This is a genomic window from Methanobacterium sp., from assembly GCA_012838205.1.
Classification (GTDB): domain Archaea; phylum Methanobacteriota; class Methanobacteria; order Methanobacteriales; family Methanobacteriaceae; genus Methanobacterium.
The window spans coordinates 40,892-64,878 of record DUPR01000024.1 but is presented as its reverse complement, the minus strand read 5'-3'; the positions used below and the strand labels follow the sequence as shown (position 1 = coordinate 64,878).

The window sequence follows — 23,987 nt, the reverse complement described above, 5'->3', positions numbered from 1 at the left end:
ACGAGATTATCACAAGCTATTTTTCATTTTCCTAACTATTCATCTTCAATATATGAAGAAATTTGAGTATGGAGGCTAAATGCTGTATTGATACAATGTATGATGTCCATTTTTTCCTATAGTTTTATCAAATAAGAATTATAAACAAGATAATTTATTATATTTTGTTAAAAGAATAATTTTTTTGGGGAGTAGGTTCCTGGATGTCAATTTCACCTAAAAAATACACTCTAATGGTTGCAATTTTAACCTCTTTTTTAACACCCTTCGTGGCTACATCCATTAACATAGCCTTACCCTCAATTGGAAAAGAATTTACAGCCAATGCCATAGTATTGGGATGGATACCGACAGTTTATCTATTATCTTTAGCAGTCTGTCTGGTTCCAATTGGGAGGATTGCAGATCTATATGGTAGAAAACGGTTTTTCACATATGGGATTATCTTATTCACCATATCTTCATTACTTGCAACCTTATCTTTTTCAGTTAATGTGTTAATTTTTTTCAGAGCCTTGCAGGGATTAGGTTGTGCAATGATCTTCGGAAACCTCTTTGCTATTATTGTATCCATCTTTCCACCCAGAAACCGAGGCAAAGCATTAGGTATAACTCTCACCGGATCATTCATGGGCATGTTCCTGGGCCCTGTTCTTGGAGGTTTTTTAACTGAATATTTTGGATGGAGAAGCATATTCTTCTTTAACGTGCCACTGGGAGTTTTGGCAACCATTGCGGTAACCCGGATTAAGGGTGAATGGACAGAAGCTAGCGGAGAAAAATTTGATATTTTGGGTGCGGTTATTTATGGATTTTCTCTGATAACATTAATGTATGGTTTGTCAATTCTGCCAGAAATATTAGGTTTATATTTAATTTTCTGTGGAAGTATCTGTCTGGTTATGTTCTACCTCATTGAAAGTCGAATCGAAAGTCCAGTATTGGATGTGAAGATTTTTCATAATTGGAGTTTTACCTTATACAATCTGGCGGCTTTTATCAGTTTTTGTTCTGCAGCACCCATTGTATTCTTACTTAGTTTATACTTGCAATATGTTAAGGGATTGGATCCCCAGTGGGCAGGAATAATAATTGCAGTACAGCCGGTGATTATGACCATATTTTCGCCGCTGGCAGGGAAGTTATCAGACTTAGCCGAACCCCGCAAAGTTGCTGCATTTGGAATGATTCTCAACACCATAGGATGTATATTATTCACTTTTTTAGTAGAAGAAACTAGTTTGATAATCATCATAATTGGGTTATGTCTTCTTGGTCTGGGATTTGCCAATTTTTCTTCTCCCAATACCAATGCCTTGATGGGCACTGTAGAATCACGCCTTTATGGGGTAGCATCCACAACTCTAAGTACCATGAGGGTTTTGGGGCAGATGTCAGGAATGGGAATCGTTCTTATGGTTATGGTCCTGTTTATGGGAAGTTCCATCATAAGTAAGCAGAACTATCCTGAATTTCTCAATAGCACCCGAATATCATTTGTTATTTTTACCATCTTAAGTTTTTTAGGAGCCCTGGCATCGATGGCTGGAGGGAAAAAAGAATAGGTTAAATATCTATTTAATCCACATCCCTCAAAAGAAAATCCCTCAAAAAAAAGAAAATAGGCAAAACTGTTGGGATGATTCTAAATAATCATCTCATAAAAAAATAAGAATTTTCAGCTAAAAAAAATACATAACCTCTACACATGAAAAACAAGAAAGTAGCCTCAATTCCATAGAGTTGCCCACATTATATGGAGATGTATAGTGTTGATTTTTGCACCAAAGCCTATCACATGGCAGCCTATACCATTGAAACCATGAATGTGGACATTGCATGTGTTGCAGAATAAGGCAGACTGGAAGAACTGTCATAGTGTTGGGAAAGACATTCACAAAAAGATTTAGGAAATATTAGATATCGGAAAACTACTGTACCTTGAAGATCTTAAAGTGAAGTTTCCAATGGGTATTGATTAATTGAAGTCATAAGAAGGATTGAGGCCTAGAGATAAAACGATTATACCATGAACTGGGCATTAAAAATTCAGATGTCCTTGAAGATGAGGGAAAAACCATAATATTAGAAAATAAGGGGTATGGAAGTTAAAAAAATTGGAAATAATTCTCTAAAACATTAAATTTGCAAGAAAATTTATTGGAAGGCAGGAATGCCCACTCTTCGCAGAGGTTGGGTGAGAAAAAAAGATATCATAATACATCTGTACTGAAAAAATTATTTAAAATGTTTTATTAACTAATAAAACATGAAAATCAATCTAACAACTTCAAATCAAATCCGTAGTTTTATTTAGCAAAGATAAAATTTTTGCTAATGTAACAACATCTTCTCTGTTATGTTCTAGTATGGGGATTAATGGTCCAATATTTCCTGTTTCATGGTAACTACGATAAAATTCTGGTACCTTACTGCTAGGAACATCATCGCACCGTTCTATACCAAAAAGATGTTTTTCGAGAGTCTGCAATTGGCAGTTGGGGAGTTGGTTTTTCCATTGTTTCCGTGAAAAATGTAATAAATCCAAATGTTTAGTGTTGATTTTAGTTTTTATCCCATGGTAATGCATTCTGTTTCTAATGAAGGGCACATCAAAGCTACGACCGTTAAATGTAACATAAATATTATTATCATTCTGATGTGCAATAAAACTTTCTAAAACTGCTTTTTCTTCTTTAAGATCTCTTAGTAAATATTGGTTTATTATTAAACCATCATTAGATACTTCAGCAACACCAATAAGTATTAATGGAGCATCTTTAAGTCCAAGAGTCTCTATATCCATGAAAAGCATGTTTTCAATTCCAGATAATGAAGATAAGAGAAGATTAAACCTATGTGATGGTGAGTGCCTTGCTGTTATCCACTCCAAGATGTGGGGAATATTTTCATTTTCAATGCTTTCAATAAATTCGCTCGCTTCTTTTGAGTAAACAGGATGATCCTTTAGATCTTCAATGGATAAGTAGCCTTCTTTTTTAAGTTTTCTTTCCTTACAGGCTCCTATTCCTTTAATCAATTTTAAATCGCCAAGTAAACTCTGGTTAATCTTGTCTTTAGCAGGTTTAATGATTTTGAACTTTTGTTCAGTGGTAAAACGGTAACAAGATCCATAGTTAGTCTCTATTTCTTCTCCATTTTCCAAATCTTCCAACGATTGATTTTGGTAATCCTCTAGAAGTTTTTCTTTCAATTTCTGTGGTGATTGATCATTGCTATAGATCATGAATTCATGGTCTCCAAATTTCTATATGTAATGTCTTCATAAAACTGGTTTCATTATAACATCACAGTTTGGACTACTATTATTTATGTTCTGGATGATATATAGCATTAATATAATAATAATTTGAAACTAATGATGAAGGAGACGGAAAAACTTGAAGATTAAGAAATATGGTATTGTTTTAGTGGTCCTTTTGCTGGCTGTAATGGTGTCTGGGTGTACTTCAGACCAGACTATTCCCACCAAAAATTTTTCAAAAAGTGGAATGTCTTTTATGTATCCTGATACTTGGAATGTTACCAGCCAGGAAAGTGCCAATGCCACTTTGATCCTGATAAAAAATGAGGAAATACTATCCTCTAATGGTGCGAAGGGCTGTGTTGTGTTGATCTTGAAGGTTTCTAATGCAAGTAAAAGTAACATGACTCAGACCAGAGATGAGTTTGCTACTCAAGCCTTATCTGGAAAAAATTTCACTAACACCACCATAAAGATTGCCAGTTCAAATGCCAGCGACATGAGCTATATTGGAAAGGACACTCAAAAAAATGAATCTTATGCTAGGCTTATAGATTTCACTAAGAATGACACGCTTTATATATTGATGTTCGCTACAGTTGGTGGTTCAGATATGGACGCTGCCAAGCAGTACTTTGATGTAATTGTGAAAAGCTTCAAAGTAACCTAAACAATTTGGAATATGTTTATATCCCTTTTTTCAGGGAAATAATTTAGATGTGTATGAGATGGGGGTTTATATTTGATAAAAACTCTTGTTTTATATGAAAGCAAGTATAAAACAACTTGGGAGGCATCCAACATTATTTCCCTTATCATGGGCCCTTCCCGTTGTTATCCTATCTCAAAATTTTCTGATGATCTGAGGAACTTTGATTTTATAGTTATAGGCACACCCATATACAACGGCAAGATACATCCAAAAATGGAGGTTTTCCTGGAAAAAGAACATAAATGGCTGTCTGAAAATAAAATTGCCATTTTTTGCACATGTTTCAAAGGATCTGAGGGATTACGTGTTCTCAGAGAAGTTGAAGATAGATTAGGGGAAAATGTTCTGGAATTAGGTGTGTTCGGCGGACGACTAGAAATGGATCGTTTGACTGATAGGGATTATCATGCTTTTGTAGAATATCTTTCCAAAGAAGGCCTACCCCCTCAGGGAATGGATTTATTTAACAGAGAAGAGATAGTTGACTGGGCTTTACGACTAAAAAATATTAAAGACGGTCTATTTGGTAGGCTCCCTCTTTCACAACTCAGAAAAGAGGTTGAAAACTTCCTAAAAAATCATCACACTTGTACCTTGGCTACTGGTTCATTTGGGAGGATAAGGGCCACACCAGTTGAATACATATATAATCAGGGACAGATTTACATCCTAAGTGAGGGCGGAGAAAAGTTCGCCAATTTACTTTTCAGTTCAAAGATTTCAATGGCAGTTTACGAAGATTACACTGACATAAATAATCTGTTAGGTATTCAAATCACAGGACAAGCTGATATTGTTGAAGAAATGACTGAATATAAACATGTGATTAAACTAAAGGGTATGGATATGAAGTTTGTCAGATCTTTGCCTACCGATCTCCATGTGATTCGAGTGGACATGGAAAAAGTGGAATTTCTTAATTCTGACTTTAAAAAGCAGGGATACTCAACACGACAAGTTTTGAAATTTTAATCTCTAATAATATCAAATATTTAAACCTATGAAAATTTATGTAAAACTGATTAAATTTTTGTATTAAGAGAACAGAACATCAATGAAATCTGAATATTTTAAAAAATTTTCGATACTAAATTTAATTTATCATACGATACATTCTAAAAAGGGTGAATAATGTGCGATGTCCAAAATGTGGTGTGGAATATCCTGAAGATTCAGACCGATGTATAAATTGTGGTAACCCAATTAATGAAAACTCTCAAAAGATTCCACAAAAAAATGAAGTGGATTTAAATGAAATAACGAAGTCTTACTTTTTAATTAAACTCCTAGGAGTAACTGGCATAATATTCTTCCTCCCATTAGCCATAGCTTCCGGAGTTTATTTAGTAACCAGAAAAGAAAAAGATGCTAAATATTGGGGATTTGCATTCCTAATAATTGGAGGAATATTATGGGGTGTTGGGGTAATAATGATTTACACCATGGGATATGATAAATTCATGGCAACTTATAATATAACTCACTATTCAAGCAATTTAACAAATTTTGGTCTAAAATAAATTTTGATGATATGTTTCAGTTTTAAGACATATTACTGCTATAAAAACGAGTTGGAGATATTATAAATGGAAAAAATAATACTAGGTCTTCCTAAGGGAAGTTTAAACAATGTTAACAGGGGTAACACTTATCAATTATTGGTAGATGCAGGTTACGAGGTTTTAGGATACGAACCAGGGAAAGAAGATAATGAAATTACTATTTTAAATGACCCGGAGATAAAAGGATTCCTCACACGACCACAAAGCGCTCCAGTAGAATTGAATAGGCGAATACTGGATCTGGCAATAATAGGAGAAGATTGGGTGAGAGAAGAGTCAGTGAATCTTGAAGGAGAAAACATAAAGAAGATTGGTGACTTGAATTACGGAAAAACCAGACTTATCGTGGCAGTGCCAAATGATGACCATTATGAATCGTTGAGCCAATTTTTCAGGGATAACAAAAATAGGGAAAACCCTATATTGTGTTTTACTGAGTATCCCAACCTCACAAGACAATTTTTCATGGAAAATGAGGGGTATCGGGAAGTTTTTGGTGAAAAAAAACCACTAGTTCAGATCAGGGGCTTGTGGGATGGGGACAATGAAAAAGTCCAAGTTATAAATTCTGATGGTGCTACAGAGGTGTATATTGCCAAAGGAGCAGATCTTGTAGTGGACAACACCCAAACTGGCAGCAGCCTTAAAAAAGCTGGTTTAAAAATTCTGGAAACTATTATGGAATCCAGTGCAGGCCTATATGCCGGTCCCAGTTGCACGCCGGAAAAAGCAGAAAAAGCAAAAATAATATTCGAACAACTATTTGGAGTCATTAAAGCCCGCAAATACTTTGATGTGAAATTTAACATAGCCAATCACCGGATGGATGAAGTAAAAGACTTCCTACTTTCAAATGAATACTGCTCTGATGAACCAACAACAGTAGAAGGTAACAGTTTTTCCCAAATTAACGTTTTAATTCCAAAAACTATGTTCCCAGAAATGTTAAAAGGAATAAAAAGCTTCGGAGCATCAGCTATTGTAAGGGAAGATGTTAAACAGTATGTTCAATAAACAAAACCCACCTTTACACTTTTAAAACAATGGTGGGGGGTGAAACATTGCAAACAACTCAATTTATGATCACACCGGCTTCAGGCAAAAGACTAATTGCCAAGGCATTAATCAATTATGCTCCAGTTCAGAGTGCTCTTGAATCTGGAACACTGGTGATCATAGCAGGAACCACCAATGGCTACTTGGCAGAGGAAATATTATCCAGCATAGGCCAACTGGAAGATTTTTCCAGGGAGAAATTTTTCAGGGGCATTGTACTGCCACCATCCCAACCCAGAACTGAAAATGGCCGTCTATTTGATGAGAGTGGATTTCCAGGAGATGTGGTTATAGTAGATGGCAAATGGAAAAAAGGACTCACCATATTCGATGTTGCAGATGATCTTGTAGAAGGAGATATCATTTTCAAAGGAGCCAATGCACTTGATGTTCATAAAAAGAAAGCTGCTATTTATATAGGTCATCCGCAAGGTGGAACCATATTAGCATCTTTAAGGGCTGTAATTGGTCGTCGAGTTCGTTTAATCATTCCAGTTGGTTTGGAAAAAAGAGTTAGCACTGATCTTGATGAGATAGCAATGAAACTCAACTCACCTGGAGCCCATGGACCCCGTCTTATGCCTGTGGTAGGTGAAGTTTTCACAGAGATCGAAGCCATCTTTTGTTTGACTGGTGCAAAGGCGGAGATGGTGGCTGCTGGGGGAGTAGCAGGGGCAGAAGGTTCGGTATGGCTTGCAGTTAGTGGAGTAAAACAAGAAGTCGCAGTTGCACAAAAATTAATAAAATCTTTATCAAGGGAGCCCTTATTCTCATTACCAGAAAATGAATAAAGTAACATACAGTGCATTTTTTTAAAAAGAAATTCTATTAATTTCCGGTAAGACAGCATCTATTCTGGAAATATTTTTAACCTCCAATCTCCTTAATTATAGCTTGATGCATCCTACGGATGAACTCTATCCTCTCTTCATACTTTAAAACATCAAGATATCCCTGTGAAACCAAGTTAAAGGCGAACGGTGATGGTATTCTAGTGTCAATACGTTTGATCTCCATTTTACCATTCTCAATAAGCTTTAAAACTTTTTTTGCATTTTTAACATCCATAAAATCTTCCATAACCTCTCTTCTGGCTTCTTTGAGGATTGAAAAATTAGGATCCAACTCCTTAACAAATTTAAGCAATATTTTACCCTTTACTTGTTGACGGCCCACTGACTTTTCCTGGCCTTTATAACGCCTTAATATCATAAGAGAACGACCTGCACAGTGGCGAAAACGACCAGCCAGTGTTTCTGTCCGATCAATGGCTTCTTGAAGATATTTCTCAAGATTTGCTGTTGTTAACTCCTGAAAAGCTTCTAAACCTCCAATTTTGCCCTCACTGGATAGGTAAAACCCATTATCAGAAATGGAAATCATCACATCATGACGATATCTCCTTGCTATAACATAAGCCAAAGCACGACTCAGAGCATCATTAACCCGCCTTCCAAATAACGTATGGAATACAACGAATTTACGACCACCAAATCCAGTGTAATACTCAACCAGGAGGGTTCTCAGATTAGGGACTATTGCATACAGATATTGTTCTCTAAAATACTGGTAAATTGAGTGTGCAGCGTTATAATCTAGGTAAAGATAATCGTGTATAAAATCTATTATTTCCTTTTTATTCCTTCCTTTTTTAAATTCCCACTCTAAAATTCCCCGAAACTTCTGGATCTCCATGGCTAAATCAAAGGATAAGGGCAGTTGTTCTGAAAACCATGAAGGAATAGTTGGAGGCCCTGAAGCAGGGCTGACATTAACACTCATCCCCCTAGCATAATTGAAACGGTAAATACGACCACCAAGCACAAAACTGTCACCTTTTCGGAGTTTTTCCATAAAATCCTCTTCAATACGGCCTACAACCTCCCCACCACATTTCACCACCGCAGCACTACGGTCAGGAATAGTTCCAATGTTGGTTGAATATAACATACGGGCTAGTTTTCCCCGTCTACCCATGCGGTTTTCATCCCAATCCACCCATATCTTGGCATAAACATAACGCTCCTCTAGTCGGCTGTATTCACCAGCTAGATAACTCAAAACACTGTGATAATCCTCTTTTTTAAGTTCACGATAAGGATAACTCCTCCTAATAAGTTCCAATGCGTCATCTAGATCCCATCGTTGGTCAATGGCCATCCCATAAATTTGTTGTGATAAAACATCCAGACAATTCTCAGGGATATGAATCTCATCAATTTTACCTTCCATGGCGTTTTTAAGGATGAGTGCACATTCCACCAAATCATCACGGTCCACCACCATCATCCGACCTTTAGATTTTTCATGTAGTTGATGTCCACTTCTACCAATCCTTTGCAAAGCTCTGGAAACAGATTTAGGACTTGATACCAATATTACAAGGTCGATGTAACCTATGTCAATTCCTAATTCCAGACTGGTAGATGAAACAACAACCTTCAATTTGCCTTGTTTTAGTTTGTTTTCAGCTTCTAATCGCAACTCCCGAGAGAGACTGGAATGATGGGCCATAATGTTCTGATCATGATAGCTATCTGGGTACCTTTTTTTGAGATTGAAAACCACACTTTCTGTGCCACTACGGGTGTTCGTGAAAATAAGGGTTGTCTTGTGTTCTTGGATGAGTTCATGAAGCATTTTATACATAGCATTGTTAGTTTCATCAGGATCAGTGGCTATAATATCCTTAACTGGACAAATAACTTCCATATCCAGTTGTTTAAGATAGTTTACATCTACTATCAGACAATCACGTGGCTGACCATAATAATATCCTACCAGGAATTCCGCCATTCTCTCAAGAGGGTGGACTGTGGCACTGAGTCCAATTCGTACAAATCCTCCGGTTAAATGTTCCAATCTCTCCAGACTAAGACTGAGGTGAACACCACGCTTGTTTTCGGCCAGGGAATGAATTTCATCCACAATTACATAACGAACCTTAGATAATTTCTCCCTGAATTTGGGAGCGCAAAGAAGAATAGAAAGAGATTCGGGGGTTGTTATTAGGATGTGTGGTGGTGTTCTAAGCATCTTTGACCTTTCGTATTGGCTAGTGTCACCTGTACGAACAGCTTTACGGATATTAAGTTTGCGTCCTGATATATTTTCAATTTCTGATAATGGTTCTTCTAAATTCTTTTCAATATCATTATCCAGAGCCTTAAGAGGTGATATATAAAGACAGTAAACCCGATCCTCCAAGGTATCTTGTTCAGCCAAGCGGGTTAATTCACTGATTATGGATAGAAAAGCAGTAAGTGTTTTTCCAGAACCCGTTGGTGAGGATACCAGTACATTTTTTCCCTGGTGGATGTCCACAATTGATTGGCGTTGTGCCTCAGAAAATGTTTCAAACTTTCCCTGAAACCATTCTCTGGCCCAGGGATGAAGTATATTGTAAATCTCATTATCCGAGTATTTTTTTTCCTGTCGCGTTATCATATTATCCTAAAAATCTATGAAATGAGAGTCATAAGGATAAGACTCTTTTTGAACCTTTAATAGATGGCTTATTTTTCCAAAATAAAAAATTTCAAAGTTTTCAACACCATAAATTTCCATATCATGCCAATTGGTTTTGTTTAAAAAGGGGGAGAGGGATTTCTCGTTGAGAACATCAGAACCTTCGGTTATGAAATTAAAAGAGGGCATAACAATTATATTTTTACTTCGGAATTCTCCAGCTAGAAAACATTTAATCTTCTCTATCCTCTCACCACTTCTAATTCCAACTGAAGGATGTTCATGGCCTATGATTAGTGTTTCTTCTTGTATTTTATCCCAGTCAGATGGAATTTTATCACCATGCATCACCAAGAAATTATCAATAGAATACGATGGATATACATCAAGTCCTGTTTTTTTGGCAATAATTGGAGTTAATGGGTCGTGATTACCTTTGATTAGAATGATCTTTTCAAAATTTCCCTTCAAATAATCAATGAATTGTATTGTTTCTCTCCATTCTTGGCGGTTAATCTTTCCAAATTCATGTTTCAAATCTCCGTTGATAATAATGTTGGAACAATCACTTCTGGAATGTATATCCCCCATTCTCTTGATGATCTTTGAATACTGGAATTTTGGTATCATTATCCCCTGATAATTTAGGGCTTCCTCATATCCCAAGTGAAGATCGGTAATAATCAGGTGATCTTCAACTTCCAGGGCTAGATCTAATATTTTGGCACCATAAATATTATCATAATCCATGAAAATCCTCTAAATTTTAGAAAAAATATAATAAATCCTTTATAGATTATTCGGATTAAAGTATAAATTTTTTTCCAATAGTTTTAATGCATCAACCCATTTGCAGTAAATTAACATAAAATATAGATTAGGTGTTGTTCATTCAATGTGAAAAAAAATTATAGAGTTGGAGTTTTAAAAAACAAAAAATATGACTCCAATTATTTTTCGCTGAAAGTTTGAGTAACAGGGAGGTTCCGCAGCCATCCCAAGTCACTCTGATACAGCATTCGGATGTCTTTAATTCCCAAGCGTATCATGGCTAATCTTTCAATACCCAGTCCAAATGCAGCAACTGGTGTTTTGACACCTAATGGTTCTAAAACTTCAGGACGGAACATTCCAGATCCGCCTAACTCTATCCAGCTTTCCTTTTCTGGCAAGTAAACCTCACATTCTGTTGAAAGGTAAGTGTATGGGAAATAAGCTGGCCGGAAACGGACTTCAAAGCCTAATTGGTGATAGAACTCTTTTAAGATCCCTAAAAGGTTTTTGAAGTTAATGTCTTCTGCAGCCACAATGCCTTCCACTTGATGAAACTCGGGAAGATGCTTGTAAGTGATAGTTTCCCTGCGGAAAACCCGTCCCACTGAGAACATTTTTAATGGAGGTTTGTTTTCAGCTAAAAACCGGGCGGATACACATGTAGTGTGTGTTCTGAGCACTGCCTGCTTGGCAACATCTCTATCCCACTGATATCCCCATCCTTCACTCCCGGTATGACCACCATCTTCATGGGCCTGACCAACCTTTTCCACCAGATTATCCATGGGTAAATGGGTAGTTTCAGGTGATTTAACATAGAAAGTATCCTGCATCTCCCTGGCGGCATGGTCCTGGGGTTGGAAAAGGCAGTCGAAGTTCCAAAAAGCTGATTCTAGTATAGTGCCTCTGGACTCAGTAAAACCTAAATTCAGGAATATGCGACGTATTTCTTGGATGGTCCTCTGCAATGGGTGCATTTTACCCGGGAAAACCAGGGGGTGTTCAGCATTTATATCATAACCCCTGTAATGGAGGTTTTTCCAGTCTCCACTTTTTAATTGTTCATGAGTTAGCTGTGTGGCTTCTTTTTTGATTTCAAAACCATAATCAAGGATTTCTTGACCTTTAGATGTTATTTTAAGGGTGTAATTCGAATTTTTATTTAAATTAATCAGGCCTTTTCTTTTTTTAAGGAGTTGGAATCCTTCTTTAAGTGATGAGGATAAGCCATTTATGGTTAAGATTTTCCCAGAATTCAAAATAGTATCCAAGAGAATTTCATCTATTCCAGGCTTTTCTAAGGCATGTTCACCTTTGCTGGTTATGGTCACATTACCTTTATCCAAAGCAGCCCAACCTTTTTTAAGGAGCCATCCTATGGCAATTTTAACTTCTGAAGGTTCAATCCCTGATTTAATTGCAAGATCCTTCATATGTATTGTGTGATTTTCATGGAGTGCTTCTAAGATTTTGCGCTCAGGCAAACCTTTCTGAGCATAATCAGTACCGGAAGGTCCTAAACTCAGGAATTCATCAACATTTTTTTCTACATTAATAATTCCTTTAGATTCCAAAGCCCCGGCAGCGCTCATAACTTGTTTTATATTTAAATCTTGTGATTGGGCCACATCTTCAGGTAAGGTTTCTCCCCCTGCCTCTCCAATGGCCTTTAACACCTTCTTCTCGTAAAGATGCATTTGATTGATGATCTTATCTATCATTTTAAACCTCAAAATTACTTATTATTGGATACAGTTTATTATAATAATAAAAATATCATTTATCAGTTAAACTAAGTTTGGAACTTTAAATCTTATACTCTTTATAATTATTTAGATAATTAATCATTATAGATGATGCTGTGAAATCAGCAGTTGTTCCTGGATTCAAATCATTTTCTATTAATCTTTGGTCAAATTGCTCCAGTAGCTTTTTACCGTTCTCAGTTAAAATTCCTCCTTCTTCCAGTACGGACTTCGCTTGGAGGGATACTTCTTTAGCTTTTTTTTCACCATATTTACGGCTTATGAGAGTGTCTGGAACCTTGGAGAGAATTGTGAGGAAGGTCTGTACTGTGGCGATGTTTATACCATGTTTTGTTTTAATTTTGTTAAATAATGGAAAACCAAGATCAAAGGTCACTGGCATTTGATGAGTCAGTTCATAGGAAAGACAATCCCATTCTGATGACATTTCCAAGACATGGAACATATTTATGTTTTCATCAAGGAGTTTCTGGGTGGAACTATCACTACCAACATCTAACTCTTCTTGTTCACCCATCCCCCCTGCATCAGCGATGTTAATTGACTGATAAAGATGCACTGCATCTTTAGGAGTGGTTAATCTTAATATTTGGTCTATTTTACTCCTTAAATCGTTAATATTATTGGTCATACCTGCTGCAGCGCAAATTGGGGTTAATAACATTATTATCCCTAAATTGGTGTTATTAGCAACCCATCGGTCTGTTTCAGTCACTGCTTCCAAGATTAAATTTCCAAGACCAATCTTTCCCCATTTTTCAGGGGTTTTTCTAAGATCAAAACCTTTCGATGCGGTTTTTGCCATAATATTCCCTATAGCTATTCCGCTAAGGAGAAAATCCTCAAAAGCCATGTCAGAGAAGTCTTGAGTTCTGTGGACATTTCCAGGTTTGGGATGACCACTGACTTCCAAAACAGATGCTATTTGGGCGCATTTGCCCACAAAAACAGGGTCCAATAATTTCACCTCAAATTTTTATCATTCTCTCAAATTAATAGAATTGATTTTTCCAATGATAGTAAGTTTCTTTCGCCTAACATTCTTCTTTAATATTCCCCTCTAAAAACTCAGGGGTGAAATGAGAGATGATAAGATCGGCTCCTGCTCTTTTAATTGATAATAAGGATTCATATATGGAATCTTCAGTGAGGTATCCTGCATCAATTCCTGCTTTAAGCATGGAATATTCTCCACTAACTTGATAAGCAGCAGTGGGAACTTGAAAAGCTTCTTTAACCCGCTGTATAACATCCAAGTAAGCCATAGCTGGTTTTACCATCACTATGTCCGCACCTTCCTCCAGATCAAGTTCAGTTTCCATGAGTGCTTCTTCAATATTGGAAGGGCTCATTTGATAAGTTTTACGGTCACCGAATGATGGTTCTGAACATACAGCATCCCTAAATGGAGCATAGAAGGCTGATGCATATTTTGCAGAATAGGACATTATTAAAGTGTCCTGAAATCCTCCATTATCCAGCATTTCCCGAATTTCTCCAACCCGACCATCCATCATATCCGAGGGCGCTACAATATCTGATCCTGCTTCAGCATGGCTTAAAGCTGTTTTAACAAGTAATTGAAGGGTTTCATCATTAACAATTTGATTCCCTTCCACAATTCCGCAGTGTCCATGGCTAGTGTATTGGCAAAGACAAACATCTGTGATTACCACCAGATCTGTTTCTGCTTTAAGACGTCTCACAGTCTGTTGAACAATCCCGTCATCTGCGTAGGCCGCAGTTCCCATTTCATCCTTTTCTTCTGGCATTCCAAAGAGTAAAACAGATTGAAGTCCAATTTTTTCCAGCCTTTTAGCTTCATCAACAGCATCCTCCAAACTGTAACGGTACTGGCCAGGCATGGTATCAATAGGCTCCCCTGCACCTTCTTCAAGTTCTTCTTTGATGAATAGGGGGTAGATAAAATCTTCAGAGTTTAGTACTGTTTCGCGGAGAATTTTCCTTATCTGGCTGGTTTTTCTTAGTCTACGCATGCGACGAGTTGGGAATTGCATTTGATCACCATCTATATCCATACTCTACATATATTATTTAATTCAATGATGGGCATTTAAACATTACATTTAATCTATTTCTTCATAGATATATTATTTCATTGAGTATATCGTCTGAATTCTTTCATATCTTTAAAATATCATCATAAGGCTTTTTACGGTAATATCTTTTTGCATGTTCCACTAACAACGCATGGTATTCTTGATAGATAGGTACAGATAAAGGTAGATTATTTTCAAAGAGTTTTTTCAACTCCATGTAACTAATTTTCTCATCCACCAAGCTCAGATTGCTGAAAATTCTTCTGGTGTAGGTATCAACAACAAATTCGGGTTTTTTGTAAGCATAAAGGAGGATTGAGTCAGCAGTTTCGTTACCTACTCCTTTAACCTTTAAAATTTCGTTTCTACTTGGAGTTGTTCCTTCCAGGGATGAGAAGAACTTGGTGATCCCACGTATGTAAGTTGATTTTTGATTTAAAAACCCTGCTGGGCGAACTGCTTTTTTCAGTGCTTCATCATCTAATGAAATAATTTTCTCAGGATTAAAATTTGTAATCTTTTTTAAATTCAAAAGGGCCTTTTCTGCTGACGTCCAAGCAGTGTTTTGGGTTAGAATTGACCCTAAAATAATTTCATATTTCTGTTTCTCAGTTTCAGGAAGTTCATAATTAAGGGGATGGTAACCATGAGTAGCACCACTTTTATTCAAATTTTCTGATTCGAGGTCTATTAATGGCCACCAACCTTGAGGACCGTAAAGATTGTAAAGTTTTTCATAGATTTTTAATATGGATTCATTCATGCAGTTGATCTCCTGAAATTAAAAAAACTTTGAAATAGATATATCCGACATTATTAATAAGTACAAAATAAATTGTTAAATTGTGTGGAATTATGAGAATTAAATGTGATAGATGCATTTTACGTGGATGGGAAATCTCTGATATTGATAGTTTAGTGGAAAATGCCAACAATTATCGTATTGCTGTTAATATGAGAGATCTTTTCCCACACCCCTACACAATTGAGGATGCAAAAACATGGATTGAGATAACCAATAATGATGAAACGAAATGTAATTTTGCAATAACCGTCAATGATCAAGCAATCGGCGCCATAGGACTAGCTTTAGGGGAGGATATAGAAAGAATATCTGCAGAAGTGGGATACTGGCTAGGAGAAAAATATTGGGGCACTGGAATCGCATCTTCAGCTTTAAAGGGAATTGTGAATTACGGATTCAATGATTTAGGGCTAAAAAGGATATTTGCCAAACCTTTCGAACATAACATGGCCTCAAGAAGGGTTCTTGAAAAAAATGGATTCTATCTCGAGGGTATCTTAAAAAGAAGTGCTTTCAAAGAAGGAAAAATATATAACCAAGCATTATATGCTGTTACTCAATGAACATTCTACTATGGTGAATTAAATGGCATGTAAAGTGTGTAAAAACGATGAACATGAATTGGAACAATTGTTATCACCTTATATAACACTTTATTCCCGATGACCCTAAACTGAAGAAAAACCCCACTTTAAAAATCACTGGAATGAAATTCTCTCTGATCCAAATCTTTCATACTTAATTGTTCGGTGGATGGAAAGATAAACTCATCATACACCTTAGCTATTATTAAAAATCTAATACAGATCAGCCAGACCCTACGGTTTATTTAACTGATAATACAATGAATTAATACCATAGTTCTATTTATTATAGCTACCAATATTAATAATCAGAGTTTAATGGATGTGGATTCAATGGCAGGCAACACTACCGGGAATTTGTTCAGGGTCACCACCTATGGGTCCAGCCACGGCACTGCACTGGGTGCGGTAGTGGATGGTTGTCCAGCAGGACTGAAACTGTCACGTGAGGATATACAATCAGAATTAGACCATCGTCGACCAGGCACCAGTAAAATAACTACTAGTCGAGGCGAAACTGATCAAGTAGAAATTTTATCTGGAATATTCCAGGGGAAAACAGATGGAACACCCATTTCTGCAGTGGTGTATAATAAGGATGCTGATTCATCTGCCTACGAACCCTTCCGAGATAAACCTCGCCCAGGACATGGTGATTTCACATGGACTTCCAAATATGGTAGATATGATTACCGTGGAGGGGGCAGAGGGAGTGGTAGGGCCACAATTGGTCATGTTATAGGTGGGGCTGTTGCCAAAAAACTCCTTAATCATCTAAAAATCAGAGTAATTTCCCATGTAACCCAAATAGGAGATTTGAAGGCCAAAAACGTATCTTACAATCTTATTGAAGAATATTCTAAAAAGAATCCAGTGCGGTGTGCCGACCAGAAAGCAGCCAAACTTATGGAAGAAAAAATCCTGGATGCCCGAGAAAAAGGAGATTCTGTTGGTGGTGTTGTGGAAACCATTGCCTTCAATGTTCCAGCCGGAATTGGAGAACCTGTTTTCGATAAACTTGATGCGGATCTAGCCAGGGCATTGATGGGTATAGGTGCAGTTAAGGGTGTGGAAATTGGTTTCGGATTCAAATTAGCTGAAACCACCGCTAGTGCCACCAATGATGAGTACTATTGTGAAAGTGACCAAATAAAGACTACCACTAATACCAGTGGGGGCATAATCGGGGGAATATCTAATGGGATGCCTATTGTAACTAGAATCGCAGTTAAACCCACCCCCTCCATAAGCATGGTTCAAAAAACTGTTGATCTTAAGACCATGAAAGAAACTGAAATAAAGATCAATGGCCGACATGACCCTTGCATTTGTCCACGGGTCACTGCCGTAGCAGAAGCAGCTGTGGCAATGGTGCTGGCCGACCACTTGTTAAGATCAGGATTTATCAATCCCTGCAGTATTTAGATGACAGAATAAAATGTAAAAAACCTTTTTTTTATAGGAAACTTATATTTTTTCCCTCATTAATCCAATTCTTAAACTATTTATCATCCTTTTTAATAGGTGTTTTTGTACAGGAAACCATTTGCCGCAATTTCTGGCACCTTCGAGTTTTGCAAGATTCTTTCTCTTTGTGCCATGAATAGTGTTTGCAGTTTTCATAGGGGCAATGATAGTGTTCATGGCACATTACCATGCCCTCATTAAACATTACTTTCATAATAATTCACCTCAAAATAAATGGAATTAGATTTATAACTATGATTAAAAGAAGGGAATTAAGCCTCGGGGGGGATTTGAACCCCCGACCACGAGATTACGAGTCACGCGCTCTACCAGACTGAGCCACCGAGGCAACAAATATTCATTTTTTTTATTATTCAGCTTATTTATTTTTGTTTTGTGGATAATTTAAAATTCATCCAGAGTCTGTTGTTTTTGTCTGAACTTGTCTAGATTTATAACCATACCATCCTGGGCTGCCAGTGTTTTTATACCAGTATTTTTAGTTATTCTCATGGCTTCTTCTACAGGATGGTCTGTGATGAGTTTCATTCCTAGATGGGTCATAATTGCAAGTTTAGGGGAAGTTTCCTCCAAAAGTTTTTGAAATTCATCGGCACATAAGTGTCCTCTGATTTTTTCATTTCCCGGTCTGATAACACTGGCAATTAGCACATCAGCGTTCTGATGATGGTTATGCAGGTCCTTAAAATAGGCTGTGTCAGATGTGTAAGATAAGATGAATCCATCCCATTCCAAGCGGAAGCCGATATTTTTAGGGTCCCCATGAATAGTAGGTGTGGCGGTGATCTTAAGATCATCAAATCTAAATGTTTCACCAGCTTCCATTACTTTCACTTTCGATTTACTCAAGTGATATTCTGAGATACAGGGCCCCCATTTCTGGTATCCGTTAATAACACTCTCACTACCAATTACCATGCCCTTATTCCTGGTCATCCCCCTAGTCATTGCTTCAATTAAGACCTCAGCATCGCTATAATGGTCGGTGTGAGAGTGTGATACCAGGATTCCATGGAGTTTAAGGGGGTTAACACCGAACTGGTAACTTCTTACCAGAGCCCCAGGCCCAGGATCCAAGTGCAGGTTTTTACCATCAATACCGTCGATTCTAAATCCGCCGGTCATCCTGCGCTGAGTTATAGTGGCGAAAGCGTCCGCCACCACTTCCTAAAAAGGTTAGGTTCATATTTTCACCATGATTTGTATAATATTAAACTATTGTATCTTAATTAGTTAAACTCTAGTTTAAACACTTTGGTATTGATTACTCTGATTTACAAAGTATGATATCACAGCTTAAGGGGGATTTATTCTTTTTTATACATAGATTTTCATCTTCAATCACCACTAGATCTCCGACACTTAATGGTGATGGTTTTTCCATTTTCATGTAAATGGTATCTCCGGCCTTAGCAAGGACATCCCAGTTCATATTCAATGCTTCAACTCCATCAGTAAGAATTACTTCAACTTTATCTGCTTCCACATTTTTTACTCTTCCTACTTCGCCCTGATTTATGATTCGGTTTGACATTTGAATATCCTTGCGTTGTTCCAGCATTTCCTTTCTGAGTGTTTCTCTCCATTTCGCCAGTTTTTTAACATCATGGATCAGGGTGGTTCTAAGTAATTCCATGGCCTGCTTATGATCCATTTGAGGATGGATCATGAATATGTCATATTCTCTGCTTACAGATGGGGTGGTTTGGGCCAATTTTTCAATGACTTTTTTGAATATATCTTTGACTTCTTCAAGGTTGATTTTGGATTTCCAATGCCTTTTAAGCTCTTTACTAGCTAATTCTTTGGTAATTTTGTTTCCAAAAATCACTATAGAGCTTTTTCCACTTTTCACATTTTTGATCTGGGATCCAGAAAGTTCAACTTGGTGATAGCCATTGGTGGTTGCGTATATTCTTTTTCTCTTAGTTTCGTGAGTGGCTCGAACTTTAACCTCCCCCACCAGTACTTTTCCCAGATCACGCACTTTTACTCCATCATCAGTAATTTTAAGATTTATTCCAAGTTCATCTGCCCTTTTTATGAGTTTTTCGTCAGTTTTAATCTTTCCCGAGTATAACTCTTCTTCAAGAATTTCTCGCTGATCTTTATTGCCTAAAAAACCTATGCTTCGCTTGTCGCCAACCATCACACAGCCTTTACTCCCAATATAAGTCATAATAAGGCTCATTCAATCACCATCCGAACTTTTTTTAGATTTATAATTTTTTTCATCAAATTGAATTCATCTATAATTTTACAATGAATATTGATCAATGTAGATTAAAATTCTTATGCTTACAGATAACATTTTTTTCTAGGAATTGGGGAAGTGATTTTTACGTGCAATAACTGGCTAATTCTGTCTTGATGGTTGTTTAAATGATGATGAATATGGGGAAAAATTATTTTTTTCCTAAAAAAAATCATGGGGGATAATGAAAGTTGCCAATAGAAAAATAACTTGTTTGTGTAATTAGTTTGTATTGTTGGAAATAGATTTTTCTTTTTTTAGATTGGTATTTTTATGTTGATTGAGTAAAAATGAAAAAAATGATAAAAATGTAAAGTAAATTTTAAAAATGATTTTATTTGGATAATTAGTGGTCTATTCTTTTTCCATGAATGGTACACTAAATTTGAAAATACAATTTTCTCTTCCATCGGCGATGGTGGCTCTTTTAGTTACTTTACCTTCCATCCCAGTCCAATCAAAGGATTGTTGTATTATGGCTTGGCAGTTTAAGCAGAAAACTGGTTTTTTCTTCGCATCTTCTAGCCAGGGGCAGTTAAGAAATTTAAAAAAATATTCTTTGCCTTTAGCGTCGATTTTTGTTTGTATACCAAATTCGGTGAATAGTTGGGCAATCCAATCAAGGTAAGCATTATAAATTCCTTTCAAATCATCTATGCCTTTTTCTTCCACAGTATCTCCAAGTTCTTGTTCAAAACGGGGTCTCATGTCTTCTTCAAGCCGTGATGCGAAGAGTTTTAGTAGGGTATTTCTTAGTTCAACATCGGACTGATCTGCAGAGGTGGGCATGTTCATGATAAAATCATAAAAATCGGCTAATATTTTTTTCTTGAGGTTTTCACTCTTTTTCTGGTCTTCAGCGTGTTTATATAAAGCCATTTCTAGATTAGCATTCAATTCACTCTTTTTAAATGGTTTGATGATATAGCCGTAGGGTTCGGTCATTCGGGCTCTTTCCAGGACTTCTTCATCTGAGTAGGCAGTTAAGTAGATAACTGGGATATCTAACTGATTTCGTATTTTTGCTGCAGCTTCTATACCGTCCATTTTCCCTTTTAGGACAATGTCCATCAAAATCAGGTCTGGTTCTTCTCGTAATGCTGTTTGAACAGCGTCTTCTCCAGTGAATACAATGTCTACTACTGCATAATCTAGTTCTTCCAATTTCTGTTTAATGCCCATGGCAACTATTGCTTCATCTTCAACCACAAGTATACGAGATTTTGCCATTAGATCCGCTCCTTATATTTAAGTTCATCAAACTCAATCAAGAACTCTTTATTCTCCTCATTCATTGTCATTTCTCCATTTAACTGCATAACCAAGCTTTTAATAAGCTTTATTCCTAATGTATTGGTATTTCCTATTTTAAAGTCCTTGGGAAATGGTTTTCCGTCATCTTTAATTCTCATTATATATTTGTCTTTATTTTTTTCTGACAGTTCAAGATCTATATTTCCTTCACCATGGGGAAATGCATGTTTTAGAATGTTAGAGATCATTTCATTAATGATGAGACCACAAGGGATTGCAGTTTCCATGCCCATTATGATATTATTTATTTTTATATTAATTTTGATCTTTTCAGGGTCCACACCAAAAGAGTGGAATAGATCATCTATGAGGTTTTTCACATAGTTTTGGAAGTTGATGTTGGTTAAATCTTCCGATTGGTACAAGTTTTCATGTATCAAGGATATGGAGGTTATTCTATTCTGACTTTCCCTGTAAAGATTTTTCATGTGATTATCATCTATTTCAGATGATTGAAGGCTTAATAGGGTGGATACTATTTGCAAATTATTCTTCACACGATGATGGACTTCACGTAGTAGAAGTTCTTTCTCTTGGAGTGATCTCATTATCCTGTCTTCAGCCAGTTTACGTTCAGTTATGTCACGACCCACTCCAACAAATGCTTTTAGATTTCCATCATCATCTAACAGGGCTTTGTTTGCCCATGAGATCCAGCGCCATCCATTCATGGTTAAGAGGCGGTGTTCCAAGAAAGATACATATGGAGGATTATTTAGTTTATCCAGGGCTCGGAGAGTTTTTTTCTGATCATCCTGATGTACTAATGGTAAAAAGTTACTCCCCACAATCATTTCCTCAGTACGCCCCAGCACTTCACAGAATGAAGGACTTGCAAAGAGTATATCGCCTTCTGGATCGAATTTAACAACCATGTCGGTCTGGTTTTCCACCATAAGCCTGTACTTTTCTTCACTCTCCAGCAGAGCTTCTTCAGCCTTCTTTTTTTCCAATTGTTCTTTTAATTCTTTAAGGGCTCTTTGAACAGCGTATCCCAATTTAGAGAGATTATGTTTAAGCACATAATCGGTTGCACCTTTTTTGAGCATTTCTACTGCAAATTCTTCCCCGATCTTTCCACTGACAAAGATGAAAGGAGTGTGTGGAGATTTTTCCTGGGCAATATGAAGTGCGGTTACTCCATCAAACTGAGGTAGGGAGTGGTCTGCAAGTATTATGTGCGGTTGCCATTCTTGTACTTCTCTAATGTAATCTTCTTTTCTTTCAACAAGATGGCTCTCAAATTCGAAACCTTCTTTTTTTAACTCTCTTATAATGAGTTCCGCATCTAAGGGGACGTCTTCTAATATTAAGACTCTAATAATTTCTTCCATAACATCACTAAGGGGGATTATTTATTAACATCCAGTAGAATCCTAGTGTAGAAACTGCTTCTATGAAATCATCAAATTCCACTGGTTTACTGACGTAACTATTAACCCCTAATTTGTAACTTTCAACAATGTCTCGATCTTCTTTTGAGGATGTTAAAACCACTACTGGTATTTTGTTGGTTCGTTCATCTGCTTTTATTTTTTGCAGCACTTCTAACCCATCTACTTTTGGCATCCTTAAATCAAGTAATATTAGTTTTGGAATATTTTCAAAATTCCTCTCGGCAAACTGTCCAGTTGCAAATATAAAGTCAAGTGCTTCTGCCCCATCTTTTACCCAGACAACTTGGTTTGCCAGATTTCTTCTTTTAAGAGCTCTCATGGTCAGTTCTGCGTCAGTGGGGTTATCTTCCACCAATAGAATTTCAGCTTCTTCAACATCCATTTATACACCTTCTAATATTATTTAAATCTTAGATTTTATTATGCGTTTTAAAAGTATTGGTTAGGCAAATGTCATTTCTTTTTGGGTTTGTCTTTAGGTAGGGTGAAATAGATGGTTGCACCTTGATCAACGGCTCCTTCACCCCAAACATTTCCTTCATGTCGTCGAATAACTCTTTGCACGATTGAAAGTCCGACACCAGTTCCTTCAAATTCTTCAGGACTGTGTAATCTCTGGAAGAGGCCGAAAAGTTTATTAATATATTTCATGTCAAACCCAGCTCCATTATCTTTGACAAAATATACAATTTCTTTTCCCTCTTTTTTACTTCCTATCTCAATAATAGCCGGGGTCTTGTTTTTTGTAAACTTAATAGCATTACCAATAAGGTTTTGGAATACTTGGCCCAGCATTGCCCGGTCACCATAAGCATTAGGAATATCTGTAATAATAAATTCAATATCTCTATCAGCTACATCAGCACTAAATTCATCAAAAACGCTTTTTGCCAAGGCTGCCATGTCTATTTCGTTTAAAACCATTTCTTGACGGCTTGCTCTGGATAAAAGGAGAATATCATCAATTAAGTGTCCCATTTTAGCAGTATTTTCCCTTACAATATTAAGAAGTCGCATTCCTTCTTCATCCAGCGTATCCTCATAATCCTCAATTAGTATTCGTGAAAAACCATCAATTGCTCTTAAAGGAACTCTTAAATCATGAGAAACAGAGTATGCAAATGCTTCCAGCTCCTGGTTTGCGTCTTCTAGCTTTTTACTTTGTTTTTCAAGTTTTCTGTTTAAATAATTAAGTTTCCGAATTTTTTCAATTCTCTCGGCAATAATTGCTACTAAAATAATTACAACAATTAGCATTAATAAACGAAGGAGATCATCACTGATAGGTAGTTTTGAAGCGTTAAACGTCGGTGCTATTTCAGATAAAGTAATCAGAATTGGGCTAATTACCATATTTTTACCTCCTTAAAAAAACTATTGATTCATGTTCCCCATATCTACATTTAACCATATTTTTACTTACAATACAAATAATTCCACCACAAATCCATTAATCCAGATTAGCAAACTCATGAATATGGG

The 23,987-nt window shown here is 36.7% G+C and carries 22 protein-coding genes and 1 tRNA gene; 8 read left to right on the top strand and 15 right to left on the bottom strand.

Going from position 1 to position 23,987, the window contains the following annotated elements; all coding sequences use genetic code 11:
- Window positions 1-203: 203 nt before the first annotated feature.
- Entirely contained in the window at window positions 204-1,565 is a 1,362-nt protein-coding gene (locus GXZ72_03620) for an MFS transporter (GenBank protein HHT18629.1), read from the top strand.
- A 725-nt stretch (window positions 1,566-2,290) separates the two neighbouring features.
- Here the strand turns inward: GXZ72_03620 and GXZ72_03615 are convergent.
- Window positions 2,291-3,247 (bottom strand): exonuclease, encoded by a 957-nt coding sequence (locus GXZ72_03615; protein ID HHT18628.1) that lies wholly within the window; start codon window positions 3,245-3,247, stop codon window positions 2,291-2,293.
- A gap of 154 nt (window positions 3,248-3,401) precedes the next feature.
- Here GXZ72_03615 and GXZ72_03610 point away from each other — a divergent pair, with 154 nt between their 5' ends.
- From GXZ72_03610 to GXZ72_03590, 5 genes are all read left to right on the top strand, one after another.
- Window positions 3,402-3,935 carry a hypothetical protein gene (locus tag GXZ72_03610; protein ID HHT18627.1) on the top strand — a complete coding sequence of 178 codons (534 nt, stop codon included), beginning with the start codon at window positions 3,402-3,404 and terminating at the stop codon, window positions 3,933-3,935.
- A 72-nt stretch (window positions 3,936-4,007) separates the two neighbouring features.
- On the top strand, window positions 4,008-4,949 hold the full coding sequence (locus tag GXZ72_03605) for a pyridoxamine 5'-phosphate oxidase (protein ID HHT18626.1): 942 nt from the start codon (window positions 4,008-4,010) through the stop codon (window positions 4,947-4,949).
- A 161-nt stretch (window positions 4,950-5,110) separates the two neighbouring features.
- A complete protein-coding gene (locus tag GXZ72_03600) occupies window positions 5,111-5,497 on the top strand; it encodes a hypothetical protein (GenBank protein HHT18625.1) in 387 nt (128 codons plus the stop codon).
- Window positions 5,498-5,563: 66 nt separating this feature from the next.
- Window positions 5,564-6,553 (top strand): ATP phosphoribosyltransferase, encoded by a 990-nt coding sequence (locus tag GXZ72_03595; protein ID HHT18624.1) that lies wholly within the window; start codon window positions 5,564-5,566, stop codon window positions 6,551-6,553.
- Between the two features lie 29 nt (window positions 6,554-6,582).
- Entirely contained in the window at window positions 6,583-7,386 is an 804-nt protein-coding gene (locus tag GXZ72_03590) for a hypothetical protein (protein HHT18623.1), read from the top strand.
- Window positions 7,387-7,462: 76 nt separating this feature from the next.
- On the opposite strand, the gene GXZ72_03585 is transcribed toward GXZ72_03590, so the two are convergent.
- From GXZ72_03585 to GXZ72_03560, 6 genes are all read right to left on the bottom strand, one after another.
- A complete protein-coding gene (locus tag GXZ72_03585) occupies window positions 7,463-10,042 on the bottom strand; it encodes an ATP-dependent helicase (GenBank protein HHT18622.1) in 2,580 nt (859 codons plus the stop codon).
- Between the two features lie 6 nt (window positions 10,043-10,048).
- Entirely contained in the window at window positions 10,049-10,813 is a 765-nt protein-coding gene (locus tag GXZ72_03580) for a phosphoesterase (GenBank protein HHT18621.1), read from the bottom strand.
- Between the two features lie 200 nt (window positions 10,814-11,013).
- Entirely contained in the window at window positions 11,014-12,558 is a 1,545-nt protein-coding gene (locus tag GXZ72_03575) for a phenylalanine--tRNA ligase subunit alpha (GenBank protein HHT18620.1), read from the bottom strand.
- 85 nt (window positions 12,559-12,643) lie between these two features.
- Entirely contained in the window at window positions 12,644-13,561 is a 918-nt protein-coding gene (locus tag GXZ72_03570) for an ATP--dephospho-CoA triphosphoribosyl transferase CitG (GenBank protein ID HHT18619.1), read from the bottom strand.
- A 76-nt stretch (window positions 13,562-13,637) separates the two neighbouring features.
- A complete protein-coding gene (hemB, locus tag GXZ72_03565) occupies window positions 13,638-14,621 on the bottom strand; it encodes a porphobilinogen synthase (GenBank protein ID HHT18618.1) in 984 nt (327 codons plus the stop codon).
- Between the two features lie 124 nt (window positions 14,622-14,745).
- The gene (locus GXZ72_03560; protein ID HHT18617.1) at window positions 14,746-15,426 is read right to left on the bottom strand and encodes an endonuclease III domain-containing protein; all 681 of its coding nucleotides are present in this window, start codon (window positions 15,424-15,426) and stop codon (window positions 14,746-14,748) included.
- 92 nt (window positions 15,427-15,518) lie between these two features.
- On the opposite strand from GXZ72_03560, the gene GXZ72_03555 reads away from it, so the two are divergent.
- On the top strand, window positions 15,519-16,031 hold the full coding sequence (locus GXZ72_03555; protein HHT18616.1) for a GNAT family N-acetyltransferase: 513 nt from the start codon (window positions 15,519-15,521) through the stop codon (window positions 16,029-16,031).
- Between the two features lie 354 nt (window positions 16,032-16,385).
- Entirely contained in the window at window positions 16,386-17,477 is a 1,092-nt protein-coding gene (aroC, locus tag GXZ72_03550) for a chorismate synthase (protein ID HHT18615.1), read from the top strand.
- Between the two features lie 76 nt (window positions 17,478-17,553).
- Here the strand turns inward: aroC and GXZ72_03545 are convergent, their stop codons facing one another.
- The 8 genes from GXZ72_03545 to GXZ72_03510 all read right to left on the bottom strand — a co-directional run bounded on the left by GXZ72_03545 (window position 17,554) and on the right by GXZ72_03510 (window position 23,858).
- Window positions 17,554-17,733: a hypothetical protein gene (locus tag GXZ72_03545; protein HHT18614.1), complete on the bottom strand. Its 180-nt coding sequence runs from the start codon at window positions 17,731-17,733 to the stop codon at window positions 17,554-17,556.
- A gap of 61 nt (window positions 17,734-17,794) precedes the next feature.
- Window positions 17,795-17,868 (bottom strand) — tRNA-Thr (locus GXZ72_03540).
- A 56-nt stretch (window positions 17,869-17,924) separates the two neighbouring features.
- Window positions 17,925-18,701, bottom strand: a complete 777-nt coding sequence (locus tag GXZ72_03535; protein HHT18613.1) for an MBL fold metallo-hydrolase — start codon at window positions 18,699-18,701, stop codon at window positions 17,925-17,927.
- 103 nt (window positions 18,702-18,804) lie between these two features.
- The gene (locus GXZ72_03530) at window positions 18,805-19,731 is read right to left on the bottom strand and encodes a DUF2121 domain-containing protein (GenBank protein HHT18612.1); all 927 of its coding nucleotides are present in this window, start codon (window positions 19,729-19,731) and stop codon (window positions 18,805-18,807) included.
- Window positions 19,732-20,148: 417 nt separating this feature from the next.
- Window positions 20,149-21,024, bottom strand: a complete 876-nt coding sequence (locus tag GXZ72_03525; protein HHT18611.1) for a response regulator — start codon at window positions 21,022-21,024, stop codon at window positions 20,149-20,151.
- Window positions 21,024-22,442, bottom strand: a complete 1,419-nt coding sequence (locus GXZ72_03520) for a PAS domain S-box protein (protein ID HHT18610.1) — start codon at window positions 22,440-22,442, stop codon at window positions 21,024-21,026. Before GXZ72_03520 ends, GXZ72_03525 begins: the two co-directional genes overlap by 1 nt.
- Window positions 22,443-22,449: 7 nt before the next feature.
- Window positions 22,450-22,887: a response regulator gene (locus tag GXZ72_03515; protein ID HHT18609.1), complete on the bottom strand. Its 438-nt coding sequence runs from the start codon at window positions 22,885-22,887 to the stop codon at window positions 22,450-22,452.
- Window positions 22,888-22,958: 71 nt separating this feature from the next.
- Window positions 22,959-23,858 carry a two-component sensor histidine kinase gene (locus GXZ72_03510; GenBank protein ID HHT18608.1) on the bottom strand — a complete coding sequence of 300 codons (900 nt, stop codon included), beginning with the start codon at window positions 23,856-23,858 and terminating at the stop codon, window positions 22,959-22,961.
- Window positions 23,859-23,987: the final 129 nt, after the last annotated feature.

Coding starts and splice junctions, on each gene's coding strand:
- GXZ72_03590 (HHT18623.1), top strand. CDS start 6,583: ATGGTGGGGGGTGAAACATTGCAAACAACTCAATTTATGATCACACCG.
- GXZ72_03515 (HHT18609.1), bottom strand. CDS start 22,887: ATGGATGTTGAAGAAGCTGAAATTCTATTGGTGGAAGATAACCCCACT.
- aroC (HHT18615.1), top strand. CDS start 16,386: ATGGCAGGCAACACTACCGGGAATTTGTTCAGGGTCACCACCTATGGG.
- GXZ72_03615 (HHT18628.1), bottom strand. CDS start 3,247: ATGATCTATAGCAATGATCAATCACCACAGAAATTGAAAGAAAAACTT.
- GXZ72_03575 (HHT18620.1), bottom strand. CDS start 12,558: ATGATAGATAAGATCATCAATCAAATGCATCTTTACGAGAAGAAGGTG.
- GXZ72_03560 (HHT18617.1), bottom strand. CDS start 15,426: ATGAATGAATCCATATTAAAAATCTATGAAAAACTTTACAATCTTTAC.
- GXZ72_03595 (HHT18624.1), top strand. CDS start 5,564: ATGGAAAAAATAATACTAGGTCTTCCTAAGGGAAGTTTAAACAATGTT.
- GXZ72_03555 (HHT18616.1), top strand. CDS start 15,519: ATGAGAATTAAATGTGATAGATGCATTTTACGTGGATGGGAAATCTCT.
- GXZ72_03525 (HHT18611.1), bottom strand. CDS start 21,024: ATGGCAAAATCTCGTATACTTGTGGTTGAAGATGAAGCAATAGTTGCC.
- GXZ72_03510 (HHT18608.1), bottom strand. CDS start 23,858: ATGGTAATTAGCCCAATTCTGATTACTTTATCTGAAATAGCACCGACG.
- GXZ72_03580 (HHT18621.1), bottom strand. CDS start 10,813: ATGGATTATGATAATATTTATGGTGCCAAAATATTAGATCTAGCCCTG.
- GXZ72_03585 (HHT18622.1), bottom strand. CDS start 10,042: ATGATAACGCGACAGGAAAAAAAATACTCGGATAATGAGATTTACAAT.
- GXZ72_03530 (HHT18612.1), bottom strand. CDS start 19,731: ATGAGCCTTATTATGACTTATATTGGGAGTAAAGGCTGTGTGATGGTT.
- GXZ72_03620 (HHT18629.1), top strand. CDS start 204: ATGTCAATTTCACCTAAAAAATACACTCTAATGGTTGCAATTTTAACC.
- hemB (HHT18618.1), bottom strand. CDS start 14,621: ATGCAATTCCCAACTCGTCGCATGCGTAGACTAAGAAAAACCAGCCAG.
- GXZ72_03545 (HHT18614.1), bottom strand. CDS start 17,733: ATGAAAGTAATGTTTAATGAGGGCATGGTAATGTGCCATGAACACTAT.
- GXZ72_03520 (HHT18610.1), bottom strand. CDS start 22,442: ATGGAAGAAATTATTAGAGTCTTAATATTAGAAGACGTCCCCTTAGAT.